General features: G+C 60.5%; 11 protein-coding genes. 4 read left to right on the top strand and 7 right to left on the bottom strand.

Going from position 1 to position 12553, the window contains the following annotated elements; translation table 11 throughout:
- Window positions 1-4: 4 nt before the first annotated feature.
- The 4 genes from NQ492_RS13870 to NQ492_RS13855 all read right to left on the bottom strand — a co-directional run bounded on the left by NQ492_RS13870 (window position 5) and on the right by NQ492_RS13855 (window position 3643).
- A complete protein-coding gene (locus NQ492_RS13870; RefSeq protein WP_022062296.1) occupies window positions 5-886 on the bottom strand; it encodes an electron transfer flavoprotein subunit beta/FixA family protein in 882 nt (293 codons plus the stop codon).
- 305 nt (window positions 887-1191) lie between these two features.
- Window positions 1192-2457, bottom strand: a complete 1266-nt coding sequence (locus NQ492_RS13865) for an adenylosuccinate synthase (protein ID WP_015545934.1) — start codon at window positions 2455-2457, stop codon at window positions 1192-1194.
- A gap of 233 nt (window positions 2458-2690) precedes the next feature.
- The gene (locus NQ492_RS13860) at window positions 2691-3299 is read right to left on the bottom strand and encodes a leucine-rich repeat domain-containing protein (protein WP_015545933.1); all 609 of its coding nucleotides are present in this window, start codon (window positions 3297-3299) and stop codon (window positions 2691-2693) included.
- Window positions 3300-3307: 8 nt separating this feature from the next.
- On the bottom strand, window positions 3308-3643 hold the full coding sequence (locus tag NQ492_RS13855) for a hypothetical protein (RefSeq protein WP_022062293.1): 336 nt from the start codon (window positions 3641-3643) through the stop codon (window positions 3308-3310).
- A gap of 150 nt (window positions 3644-3793) precedes the next feature.
- Here NQ492_RS13855 and ligA point away from each other — a divergent pair, with 150 nt between their 5' ends.
- From ligA to NQ492_RS13835, 4 genes are all read left to right on the top strand, one after another.
- Window positions 3794-5818 (top strand): NAD-dependent DNA ligase LigA, encoded by a 2025-nt coding sequence (gene ligA / locus NQ492_RS13850; RefSeq protein ID WP_015545932.1) that lies wholly within the window; start codon window positions 3794-3796, stop codon window positions 5816-5818.
- Window positions 5819-5887: 69 nt separating this feature from the next.
- Window positions 5888-6778 carry a 4-hydroxy-tetrahydrodipicolinate synthase gene (dapA, locus tag NQ492_RS13845; protein ID WP_022062291.1) on the top strand — a complete coding sequence of 297 codons (891 nt, stop codon included), beginning with the start codon at window positions 5888-5890 and terminating at the stop codon, window positions 6776-6778.
- A 28-nt stretch (window positions 6779-6806) separates the two neighbouring features.
- The gene (locus NQ492_RS13840) at window positions 6807-7544 is read left to right on the top strand and encodes a DUF4919 domain-containing protein (protein WP_015545930.1); all 738 of its coding nucleotides are present in this window, start codon (window positions 6807-6809) and stop codon (window positions 7542-7544) included.
- The gene (locus NQ492_RS13835) at window positions 7541-9013 is read left to right on the top strand and encodes a clostripain-related cysteine peptidase (protein WP_015545929.1); all 1473 of its coding nucleotides are present in this window, start codon (window positions 7541-7543) and stop codon (window positions 9011-9013) included. Before NQ492_RS13840 ends, NQ492_RS13835 begins: the two co-directional genes overlap by 4 nt.
- 63 nt (window positions 9014-9076) lie before the next feature.
- On the opposite strand, the gene NQ492_RS13830 is transcribed toward NQ492_RS13835, so the two are convergent.
- The 3 genes from NQ492_RS13830 to NQ492_RS13820 all read right to left on the bottom strand — a co-directional run bounded on the left by NQ492_RS13830 (window position 9077) and on the right by NQ492_RS13820 (window position 12491).
- The gene (locus NQ492_RS13830; protein WP_015545928.1) at window positions 9077-10444 is read right to left on the bottom strand and encodes a pseudouridine synthase; all 1368 of its coding nucleotides are present in this window, start codon (window positions 10442-10444) and stop codon (window positions 9077-9079) included.
- Between the two features lie 384 nt (window positions 10445-10828).
- Window positions 10829-11077, bottom strand: coding sequence for a hypothetical protein (locus NQ492_RS13825; RefSeq protein ID WP_015545927.1), 249 nt, complete (start codon window positions 11075-11077; stop codon window positions 10829-10831).
- A 220-nt stretch (window positions 11078-11297) separates the two neighbouring features.
- On the bottom strand, window positions 11298-12491 hold the full coding sequence (locus tag NQ492_RS13820) for a BACON domain-containing protein (protein WP_015545925.1): 1194 nt from the start codon (window positions 12489-12491) through the stop codon (window positions 11298-11300).
- Window positions 12492-12553 lie beyond the last annotated feature (62 nt).

Genomic DNA, 12553 nt, shown 5'->3' with positions numbered 1-12553 from the left:
CGCATTAACCGAGCGTGTGGCTCGCGATGAGTTCAACCATAAGTTCATTGATGTCGTTGTCGGCGGCAGTGAGTTTCTTGGCCTCCTTGGCGGCGAAAACCACGTTCTCGATCCTCTTGACCTTCGTGGGCGAACCCTGGAGGCCGAGCTGCGCGGGATCGGGATCGACATCGGCGGCGGCCCACTCCACGATGCGGAGGTACTCCTTCGCGGCGGCGCGCTGCGCGGCGGGCGATTCGGGCGCGGCGGCGATCTCCGAACCGGCCAGCGCGCCCTTGTACTTCATCACGCGCTTGGCGTTGCGCGGGCGGCACTCGGCGGCCGAGGCGTTGACCGTCACAACGGCCGGAATCGGGCACTCGACGACCTCCGTGCCGTGCTCCAGGCGGCGCTTGATGACCAGCGCGCCCTCACGGACTTCAAGAATCTCCTCGGCATAGGTCACCTGCGGAAGACCGAGCTTCTCGGCGACCTGCGGACCCACCTGCGCCGTGTCGCCGTCGATGGCCTGACGGCCTGCGAAAATCACGTCGGGGGCGATCTTCTTCAGCGCGCACGAAAGGGCGTAGGAGGTGGCCAGCGTGTCCGAGCCGGCGAACTCGCGGCCCGAAAGCAGGTAGCCGCCGTCGGCCCCGCGGAACATCGCGTCGCGGATGATGTCGGCGGCGCGCTGCGGACCCATCGTAAGGATATGAACCGTGGAACCCGCCACACGGTCCTTGAGCCGCAGGGCGGCTTCGAGCGCATTGAGGTCCTCGGGATTGAAGATGGCCGGAAGCGCCGCGCGGTTGACCGTCCCTTCGGGAGTCATCGCGTCCTTGCCTACGTTGCGGGTATCGGGAACCTGCTTGGCCAAAACAAGAATTTTGAGGTTTTGTTGTTGCATATAAGTAAGTAATGGTTATATATTGAATCCTTTTCCTTCTTTCACCGCTGTTGTCGCGGCGTTCCGTCGCGTTCGCGAATCTGCCCCGCCCCAAGCCCTCCCGCGGGAGGGACTTACGGCGTAAAACACGCCCCGTTTCTGCTTGGGCGGCTCGGCAATCCGCAAGCGACTGCCCCCGCCTGTCGCCGCAGTTGTCGCGACGCGACCGGGTCGTCAACCGGGATTTCGGCCGAAACGCGGACGGGCGGAAATCACACAAAAACGCATCCCTAACCTGCCACTGGGCAGCCGGGATGCGCGGTTGCTTATCGGACGATCGTTTCGCCGCGGTCGGGGCCTACGGAGATGATCTTCACGGGGACGCCCGTCTGCCGCTCGATGAACTCCACGTAGCGTTTGAACGCCTCGGGGAACTCCTCGTAGCTGCCGTACCGGCGCAGGTCGCATTTCCAGCCCTCGAACTCGGTGTAGACCGGACGGAGGTCGCCGGTGATTTCATAGGGGAACTCCGAGGTGGTGCGGCCGCCGATCTCGTAGGCCGTGGCCACGCGGATCGTGTCGAAATCGTTCATCACGTCGGATTTCATCATAATCAGCTGCGTCACGCCGTTGACCATGATCGAATATTTCAGGGCCACCATATCGAGCCATCCGCAGCGGCGGCGGCGGCCCGTGACGGCGCCGAACTCGTGGCCGATGTCGCACAGCCGCTCGCCCGTCTCGTCGAACAGCTCCGTGGGGAACGGTCCGCTGCCCACGCGCGTGCAATAAGCCTTGAAAATGCCGAAGACCTCGCCGATGCGGTTCGGGGCGACGCCCAGCCCGGTGCAGACGCCCGCGCAGACGGTGTTCGACGAGGTGACGAACGGATAGGAGCCGAAGTCCACGTCCAGAAGCGTTCCCTGCGCGCCTTCGGCCAGAACGGACTTGTCCTGCGAGAGGCAGTCGTTGACGAAATATTCGCTGTCGATGATGTGGAAGCGGCGGAGGTATTTGACCGCCTCGAACCACTGCTTCTCCAGCTCGGCAATGTCGTATTGATAGTCGAGACTCTTCAGGATCTTCTCGTGGCGCGCCTTGGCCGCAGCGTAGATGCTTTCGAAATCGGGACTCAACAGATCCCCTACGCGCATGCCGTTGCGGCTTACCTTGTCGGTATAGGTGGGACCGATGCCCTTGCCCGTCGTGCCGATCTTGGCGCTGCCCTTGGCCGCCTCGTACGCGGCGTCGAGCATGCGGTGCGTGGGCAGAATCAGGTGGGCCTTCTTCGAAATGCAGAGCTGTTTGGTCAGGTCATGGCCGCTGGCAGCCAACGCTTCGGCCTCCTCGCGGAAAAGCACCGCGTCGATCACCACGCCGTTGCCGATGATGTTGGTCTTGCCGCCCTGGAAAATGCCCGAAGGAATCGAGCGGAGCACGTATTTCTCGCCGTTGAATTCCAACGTGTGACCGGCATTGGGACCGCCCTGGAAGCGGGCCACCACCTCGTAACGAGGCGTCAGCACGTCCACAACCTTCCCTTTGCCCTCGTCACCCCATTGCAGGCCGAGGATAACGTCAACTTTTTTCATTGTATCCGGTTCTGTTTTATGTTTGCAAAAGACATTTTTTGCATCCAAAGGTACGAATTATTATCCGAAACGCCCAAGCCGCGCGACGGACTTTTCAACAAATTATGAAGAAAAACCGTCCTTTTCGGACGGTTTTTTGTCGTAAATGGGGAAATAACGCACTCGGAAGCGGGGCCGTTCCGCCCGGAATCGAAATCCCCGCAACGGCCCGCCGGGCCGTTGCATGCCGGAAATCACTTGCGGACGAGTTCCGTCGGTCCGTTGAAGTCGACGCTTTGCGAGGCGAGGCAGTAGACCGTGGCAAGGGAAGGGTTGCCGCGCACGTCGGCACGCAGCCCCGAGGCGCAGGAGGTCACGTCCAGCGACCCCGCGAGGGCATTGTCCGGACAAAGAAGCGTTGCGAGCGAGGCGTTCGACTGCAAATCGAGGCGCGGCAGCGAGTTGCCGCCGCAATCGAGGTATGCGAGGCCGCGCAGGCCGTTCACGTCGAGCGACACAAGGCCGTTGTCCGAGCAGTCGAGCCATTCGAGGCGCGTCATCGTGACGTCCAGCCGCGTGAGCGCGTTGCCCCGGCAGTCGAGCCGTTCCAGACGCGTGAACTCCTTCAGGTCGGAGAGCGACGCGACACCCCGTTCCGGACACTCCACCGTGCGGACACGCTGCGCCTCGTAGCGCGAGATGCGGCCGTCGCCATCGACGTCGAATTCGCCCAGGCAGTAGGCCTCGAAGGCCTTGTCGTAAAATGTCAGGTAGATGTATCTGTTCTTCTCGTCGCGCTCGTCCTCGGCAAGGCCGCAGGCCGCCGAGAGCAGTAGGAGCAGGACGGGAAGGGCGCGGACCATAGGCGGCGTCAGATGTTCACGTCGTCGTCGGAGGCGTCCGAAGCGTCCGAGCTGTCGTCGTCGCCCTGAATGTCGTCGGCCCCCTTGATCTCGTCGTCGTAGTAGTCCTTGTCGTCGTCGTCGTGCGAATTGTCGTCGACCTTCACGTCGATCTTCACCATGTAGGCTATCTCGTCCGTATCATAGGGAACGGCATAGAAAAAATCGCCGTTGGGCTTGTCGACACGGATCATCGCATCGGTGAATCCCAGCGGGTATTTCGCCTTCACAGCCTCCTGCAACTCGGGGCTGAGGTTATGAAAACTCGTCGCAATATGTTTCTTCACGATATTCGGTTTAGTCATGGTAGTGTCTCGAAATTTTTTGCAATTATAAGCAAAATTTGAATATCGCACCACATCTGCAATTTTTTTTTGCATTTTTTTTGATTTTACACCAAATTCACCCGTTGTTAAGGACAAAATATGTAACTTTACACACGTTATTTAAGGATTATGGTACGCGAACGGATCGAGGAGCTGCGCCGGCAGCTCGAACTGCATAACTTCAAATATTACGTCGAAAACGCCCCCGAGATTTCGGATTTCGAGTTCGACGCAATGATGCGCGAACTTCAGGATCTGGAGCGCGCACACCCCGAATACGCCGACCCCAACTCGCCTTCGGTGCGCGTGGGAAGCGACCTGACGGCCGAGTTCCGGACCGTGAAGCACCGCTACGCGATGCTGTCGCTGGGCAACACCTACTCGCTGGACGAACTGCACGAGTTCATCGGCCGCATCGAGCGCGAAGCCGGGGCCACGGACTACGTCTGCGAACTGAAATTCGACGGCACGGCCATCTCGCTCACCTACGAGCACGGACGGCTCGTGCGCGCCGTGACCCGCGGCGACGGCGTCGAGGGCGACGACGTGACGGCCAATGTCCGCACCGTGCGCACGGTGCCCCTGCGCCTGCGGGGCACGGACTGGCCCGACCTCTTCGAAATCCGCGGCGAGATCCTGATGCCCTACGCCTCGTTCGACCGCCTCAACGCCGAGCGCGAGGCCAACGGCGAGCAGCTCTTCGCCAACCCCCGCAACGCCGCCGCCGGGACGCTCAAGCAGCAGTCGTCGGCCGTGGTGGCCCGGCGCGGACTGGACTGCACGCTCTACCAGCTGGCGGGCGACGAGCTGCCCTTCACGAGCCATTGGGAGAGCCTCGAAAAGGCCCGCCAGTGGGGGTTCAAGGTCTCGGACGCGGCGCGCATCTGCCGCAGCGTCGCCGAGATCGACGCATTTATCGAACACTGGGACACCGCACGGCGCCGCCTGCCCTTCCCGACGGACGGCGTGGTGATCAAGGTCAACGACTTCGCCGTCCGGCGCCAGCTGGGATTCACAGCCAAGGCCCCCAAGTGGGCCGTGGCCTACAAGTTCAAGGCCGAACGGGCCGCCACGCGGCTCGACAGCGTGTCGTTCCAGGTAGGACGCACCGGGGCTATCACGCCCGTCGCCAACCTCGAACCGGTGCTGCTGGCCGGAACCACCGTGCGGCGCGCGACGCTGCACAACGCCGAGCAGATGGCCCAGCTGGACATCCGCCCGGGCGACACGGTCTACGTCGAGAAGGGCGGCGAGATCATCCCGAAGATCATCGGCGTGGACCTCGCGCAGCGCCCGGCCGACAGCCGTCCGTTCGAGTACATCACCGTATGCCCCGAATGCGGGACGCCGCTGGTGCGCTACGAAGGCGAGGCCAAGCACTACTGCCCCAACCAGAGCGGATGCCGGCCCCAGATCATCGGGCGCATCATCCACTTCATCCGCCGCAAGGCCCTCGACATCGAGGGGCTGGGCGAGGAGACCGTCGAACTGCTCTACGAAAACGGACTCGTGCGCGACGTGGCGGACCTCTACGACCTGCGGGCCGAACAACTGGCCCCCCTGCCCCGGCTGGGCGAGAAGTCGGCCGACAACATCATCCGCTCGGTGGAACGCTCGAAGGCGGTTCCCTTCCAGCGCGTGCTGTTCGGGCTGGGAATCCGCTTCGTGGGCGAGACCACGGCCAAATACCTCGCCGAGCATTTCCGCTCGCTGGACGCCGTGATGCGGGCCACGCGCGAGGAGCTGGTCGAGGCCGACGAGGTGGGCGGACGCATCGCCGACGCCATCATCGAATACTTCGCCGAGGAGGACAACCTGCGGATCATCCGCCGCCTGCGCGCCGCGGGGCTGCAATTCGAAGCCGAGGCGCGCCGCCTGGCGTCGGAGGCGCTGGCGGGCCGGAGTTTCGTGGTCTCGGGCAAGTTCACGCGGAGCCGCGACGAAATGAAGGAGCTGATCGAACTGCACGGAGGCCGGAACCTCGCGGCGGTGTCGGGCAGCGTCGACTACCTCGTGGCGGGCGACAAGATGGGCCCGGCGAAGCTGAAGAAGGCCGAGAAGCTGGGCGTAAGGATCATCTCCGAGGAGGAGTTCATCGCCATGATCGAAGGCGGAGGCCCGGTGGAAAAGGCCGCACAACAGGAATTATTCTGACAGGCGCAAGACGCCTGCTTTGAGGACTGACGCAAAACGACAACAGATAAAACGACAATCAGAGACATTATGCTACGACACAAACTTTCCGGCGTGGGCGCCGCGATGATCACCCCTTTCACGGCAGACGGCCGCGTCGACTACAAGGCGCTGGCCCGCATGATCGACTACGTGATCGACGGCGGCGTGGACTACATCGTCGCACTCGGCACCACGGCCGAGACCCCCACGCTCTACATGCCCGAACGCGCCGTGATCGCCATGTTCATCACCAACCAGATCGCAGGCCGCGTGCCGCTGGTGATGGGCTGCGGCGGCAACTCCACCTCGGAGGTGCTGGACCAGCTGCGCGAATTCGACCTGCGGGGCGCCGACGCCATTTTGAGCGTGACGCCCTATTACAACAAACCTTCGCAGGAGGGTCTCTATCAGCATTTCCGCACCGTCTCGGAGCATTCGCCCCTGCCGGTGATCCTCTACAACATCCCGGGCCGCTCGGGCGTCAACATGACCGCCGAGACCACGCTCCGCTGCGCCGCCGACTTCCGCAACGTCATCGGCATCAAGGAGGCGTCGGGCGACATCGGGCAGATGCAGCGCATCCTGGACAACCGTCCCGAGGGATTCCTCGTGCTGTCGGGCGACGACGGCATGGCCATCGAGCTGATGCGCCGCGGAGGCGACGGCGTGATCTCCGTGGCGGCGAACGCCTTCCCGCAGCGGTTCATGGAGTGCGTGAACCATGCCAAGGCGGGCGACTTCGACGCGGCGGAAAAGGCTTATGCCGCGCTGGACGAAGCCGTGCACGCGCTCTTCGAGGAGGGCAACCCCGTGGGCGTGAAATGCGCCCTCTCGGTGATGGGACGCATCGGCGACACGATGCGCCTGCCGCTGGTCGCCGGATCGGGAAAACTCCGCGCGAAGTTCGAAGAGCTGATCGCCAGATACGATTTGCGCTGATTTTGCGTTTGTACCGGAAACGACCGCTATGAAACGATTGCTGCTTCTCTCACTGCTGGTTCCGGCGCTGGCCGCCGCCGGAGTCCCCGACGAGGACATGATCCTCGACCGGACGATGGACGCCCAGTCCGCGTTCTACTACCCCGCGCTGATGATGCGCTACAACGCGGGCGACGAGACGCTGACCGACGAGGATTACCACTACCTCTACTACGGATACGCCTACCGCGACGAATACAAGCCGCTGGCCGTGAACCCCGATCTGGACAAAATGCTGATGCTGGCCTCGGGCATCGACCCCGACAAACCCGACAGGGCCACACTGGAAACGATGGTCTCGGTGGGAAACGACGCCCTGAAACGCGATCCGTTCAGCCCCAAAATCCTCAACCTCATGTCGTTCGCCTACGGTGCGCTGGGCGACAAGGAGCAGGAAAAAGCCTGGTCGGACCGCATGAACGGCGTCATCCGCACGATCCTCGGCTCGGGCGACGGATTCACGCAGAAGACCCCGCGCCATGTGCTGATGTTCGACCACGCGCTCGACGTGCTGGCCGCCGAAGGGCTTTCGTTCGGCAAGGCGCGCATCGTCAGCCGCACGGTGGAGTTCGTGCCGCTGGTCGTTCCCTATGTGGTCGAGGGCAAGAAGCGCAAGGGATTCTATTTCGATTTCAGCCGCGTCTACTGGAACAAACCCGAGAGTTACACCTACCAGCGCGACCGCACGTGGCAGTTCAACAACCTCAAACCCCGCACCTATAAATGATCCGCATTCTCCGGCATACGCTCTGCCTCGCCCTGCTGCTGACGCTCGCGGCCTGCGAAAAAGACCGCGAGCCGCGAATCGAGGTCTCGACGGGAGAGATTCACCTCCCGGGCGACGCTTCGTCCGGAACGACGTTCACCGTGTCGGCCGAAGAACCGTGGACGCTGTCGTATACCGGCGAGGGATTCGCCGTGACGCCGGACGGCGGCGCCCGCGGGGAGACGACGGTCACGGTGACCGCCTCCGAACCCAACTCCGCCAAGGCGCGCCGGAAGCTGGGCACGATAACCGTCCGCCACCCCGCCAACAAGGACGGCTATCCGGTCGAGGTCTACCAACGGCCCGCCGTGGCGACGCAGACCCTTCTGCTGTACATGCCCGGGTTAAGCCTGATCAACTATTACGAGCGCAACATCGAGGGCGTCAGTGCGGCCGTGACGAACCAAATCCCGGGCGACGGGCGCATTCTGGTCTGCTACCAGCCCGAGAAACATTCGTCGGCCGTCCTGCAGGAGATCCGTTACGACCCGGCGACGGAACGGTGCGAACGAACGACGCTCAAAACCTACGACGGCTTCAACGCCGGAAACCCCGAAAAGGTGCGGCAGCTGTTCGCCGATGCCGCGGAGCTGGCTCCGGCCCAAAACTACGGGCTGATCATCGGCTGCCACGGCAAGGCGTGGATTCCGGTCGCCAGCGGCTCGCTCTCCTACTCGATGCGGCGTTCCGCCGAGGACGACCTATGGGCCGCGCCCCCGGGAGCCAAGCAGACCCGTTCGTTCGGCGACAAGGGCTACGAACTGAACATCACGGAGCTGAAGGAGGCGCTCGAAGCGCAGCAGTTCCGTTTCGACTACCTGATCTTCGACGACTGCTTCATGGCCAACATCGAAACGCTCTACGACCTGCGTTCGGTCATCGGCTACATCGTGGCGTCGCCCTGCGAGGTCATGGGCGACGGATTCCCCTACGACCGGATCGTCCCCCACCTGTTCGAAACGGGACCGGTCGCGGACCGGCTCGCGGAAACCTGCCGGGAGTTCTGGAACCTCTACGAAAACGAATACCAGAGCACGACCTGGAAAGAGCAGTCGGGCTGCATCTCACTGGCCGTCACGTCGCAGCTGGACGCGCTGGCGGAGGTGATGCGCCGCATCAACGAAAAAGGCAAACAGCCGTTCGAACTCTCGCAGCTCCAGTACTACGAGGGACTGATGACACACCTTTTCTACGACTTGGGGCATTACGTCGAATTGAGCTGCGGCGACCCGGCGCTCGTCGAGGAATTCACGACGCAACTCGACCGGGCATTTCCCCCCGAAAGCCGTCTGTGCACGAAGCAGTTCTATTCCCAATACAACAACGGGTCGAACCCCGTGCATTTCTATACGGGCGTCTCCGTGAGCGAGCCTTCGACGAAGTACGTCGCCGAAAACCGGATGACGAACTGGTATCGGGACACGCATTAAATGAAATGAAAAGAGCGATTCTCACGAATCGCTCTTTTCATTTATGCATACAGCCCGGACTTCCTATTCATACTGCCCGGACTTCAGCCGCTCCACCTCCTCGCGGGTCAGGAACCGCCACGCTCCGCGCTTGAGGTTCTTCTTCGTGAGACCCGCATAGTAAACGCGGTCGAGTTTGGTCACGGTGTAACCCAGGAACTCGAAAATACGGCGCACGATGCGGTTGCGGCCCGAGTGGATCTCGATGCCCACCTCCTGCTTGTTCTCCTTGACGTAGGAAATCTCGTCGGCGAAGATCTCGCCGTCTTCGAGCGTGACGCCCTCGGCGATGCGGTCCATGTCGGCGCGCGTCAGAGGTTTGTCGAGCGTCACCTGGTAGATTTTCTTCTTCTTGTAGGAAGGGTGCGTCAACTGCTTCGTAAGGTCGCCGTCGTTGGTGAACAACAGCAGCCCGAGGCTGTTCTTGTCGAGACGTCCCACCGGGTAGATGCGCTCCGTGCAGGCGCCCGAGACCAGCTCCATGACCGTCTTTCCGGCATGGGGATCGTCGAGCGAAGTGACGTAGCCCTTGGGCTTGTTCAGCACCAGGTAGACCTTCTTCTCGCCCTGCACCGGCTCGTCGTTGAACCGCACTTCGTCGGTCGGCAGCACCTTGGTTCCCAGTTCGGTGACGATCTTGCCGTTGACCGAAACGACGCCCGCCGTGATGAAATCGTCGGCCTCGCGGCGCGAGCAGATACCCGACTGGGCGATGAAGCGGTTCAGGCGCATCTCGCCCGTCTGCTTCTCGGGATTGAATTTCGGATACGACGCCGGTTTGTCGTCGTGTTTCTTATAGGCAGGTTTGAACGGTTTGTCGACGAACTTCCGGTCGCCGAATTTCTTATCCCCGAATTTTTTCTCGCCGAACTTCTTCTCGCCGTAGGGCTTGTCGCCGAACTTCTTGGGTCCGAATTTCTTCTCGCCGTAGGCCGGCTTATCGCCGTAACTGCGGCGCGGACGCTCCTCGTCGCTGCGGTGACGGTCACCGTCGTAGCGGGGTTTGTCGCCGAAGGAACGCCGCGGACGGTCGTCGTCCTGACGCGGGCGGTCGCCATACGAACGCGGCTTATCGTCGTACTGACGCTGACGGTCGCCATAGGGACGCGGGCGGTCGTCATACGAACGGCGCGGGCGGTCGCCCTCCCCGCGGGATTTGTCGCCGTAGTGCGGCTTCTCGAAAACCGGACGGTTGTCGGCCGTGAAATGGGGGTTATACGAAGCCCGGCGTTCGGGCCTGTTTTCAAAGGAGGGCTGCTCCGAATCGGCGGCATCACGCTGCAAACGCGGGCGACGCTCGACACGCTCCGCCGTAGCCACTACGGTGCGCTTGCGTTTGTCGCGTCCGAAGCGTTCGAGCACCGGGGTCGAGTCGTTTTTAGGATCTTTCATTTTCTATTCTCTACTAATAATATTGTCGCAGGCAAAGATAGCGCAGAACGGGAGCGATGCCGAATCATCGGGGCATTGCCGGACCGCAGTCTATCCAGGCGGGCGTCTGTTCGCCCGCAAAGATAGTGCAAGTTTCGGGGATAACAACACATTGCGTGCCCGAATCGGAGATAAAAACCACCCCGGACGATAAATACCCCGGTTAAAACTGTTTCGACAATGGAATTTCACATTCTTCCTCCATCTGACAAAATAACGGCAACACTCCGGAACACCGCCGTCCGCGGCCACCCCGGGATAAACCCATACCCAAAAAACGCCGCCGGAATCAGGTCGGCATTCAACCCTTTCCGGCGGCGATGAAACATCACGGCTCAATGCCGCTTACCTCCGCACATAATACTCTACAGTCACATACCCGTCTTCATCGGCCGGATACGTCCATGTCATCCGGGTAGTCGTCACCTCTGCGTGACAGACCTGCGGGTCGGAACCGTCGGAATAATCGACATCGTCGCTCCGCATCGAAAGGGTTTTCGTCGACTCCTCGTAAGTGTACGTTCCGTTGTAATACTCCTTCGGCGGATAATCGTAGTAGCGATAGGTACCGTCTTCCCGGAAGATCGCTATCATCTTGTCGGCCGTTTCGACCGCCGTGAAACTTTCGGCGAGTTTCCCATTCCGATAGACCTCGTTTTTCTCGAATACTCATTCGCCGATAATCGGACCGGGCTGTTCGTCGGTCCCCTTCTCATCGTCCGAACAGGCGGCAAAAGTCAGCAACACGGCCGACAGGCAAAACATCCATTTCTTTTTCATCTTATTTAAATTGGGTTTATAATCCATCGCTTTATTATTTATAGAGTATCCGCACATTTTCGCTGTTGCACCATATCCGGGGAGTCTGCCCTTTTTTCAGCCAAATCTCTTCCAACTTGGGATTACCCATAAAGGAATTGAGCGATTCCAGCATCGGACACCCCGACACATCGACAATCCGCAGATCGAGGTTGTTCCATTGCGATGACATGTCGCTATAAACGCCCAAAGTTGTCATTCTGGAACTGATTATCTCAAATGATTCCGAGGTCAACGCTTCAAAATGCGGATCTTCACCCCACGAATAACCTCCTGTATACCGGGTCGGAAGCGTTTCCCCGAGATTGAGCCACTCCAGCGGATTGAACCGGGAACCCAGGGAGTTCAATTTCGTATTGCGGCTCAAATCGAGTCTCCGCACTTGATTGTTGGAAAAATGCAGCGAGGTCAGATTCGGAAAGTATTCGATTCCTTCGAGCGATTCTATCTCCATACCACCACACGAAATCGTTTCCACTCGAAGCGCCTCCTGCCGCGATATTTCGCCGTCCCCCGTAATATCGTACCGCATAAGATAAGATTTGAACTTCGCATCGGGGAAACGGATTATTTCCGACGGCGCGAATTGCGTGACCTCCGCTTTTGCGGAAACGCCGCCTCCGGAAACGACGATTGTCCCGGTACGTGTGTCTCCAACGTTAACTTTTGCCCTGAAGGTAAGCAGCGATTCATTCTCCGGGGAGGCCAATTCGATCCAGTCAGCCTCTATTTTTACCTGATAGACGACATTCGCCTGCACCTGTATCTGAAACTCACCGGCCGCAGCGTCGAGCCAGAATTGCTGCGACGACAAGGAGACCGAATTCTGTCGGGCCTGCCCGATTTCGATCGTCGTCTGCGAATCTCCCGCCATGATTCGCACAAAGCACTTCCGGTCCGCAAGCGTTATATTGGATTTCAAGGAAATAAATATCTCACCGTCGCCCGAATCGCCCGACATCGGAGAAACCGAAATCCAATTCGCCGCGGAATCCGTATAGTAAAGCGCGACGAACCAATTTTCCCGGGAGGAAAACCGAACGCCATAAGTTCCACCCTGCGAGGGGACTGTCTCCGGAATCCCGCCCCGGTCGATAATGGATATGACTTCATCGGGTTTTTCCGATTGCTCCGGGCTCTCGCTGCATGCGCACAATAGCAGGCACATTCCCAACAGCATCTTTTTCATAGCAACATGTTATATAGATTGCCACCCGGCTCCTGTACGGCAGATTCATAAAAAGAAAGCGT

The sequence above is a fragment of the Alistipes shahii WAL 8301 genome, from assembly GCF_025145845.1.
Classification (GTDB): Bacteria; Bacteroidota; Bacteroidia; order Bacteroidales; family Rikenellaceae; genus Alistipes; species Alistipes shahii.
The sequence above is the reverse complement of the archived record's forward strand: the minus strand, read 5'-3'. Positions and strand labels throughout refer to the sequence as shown.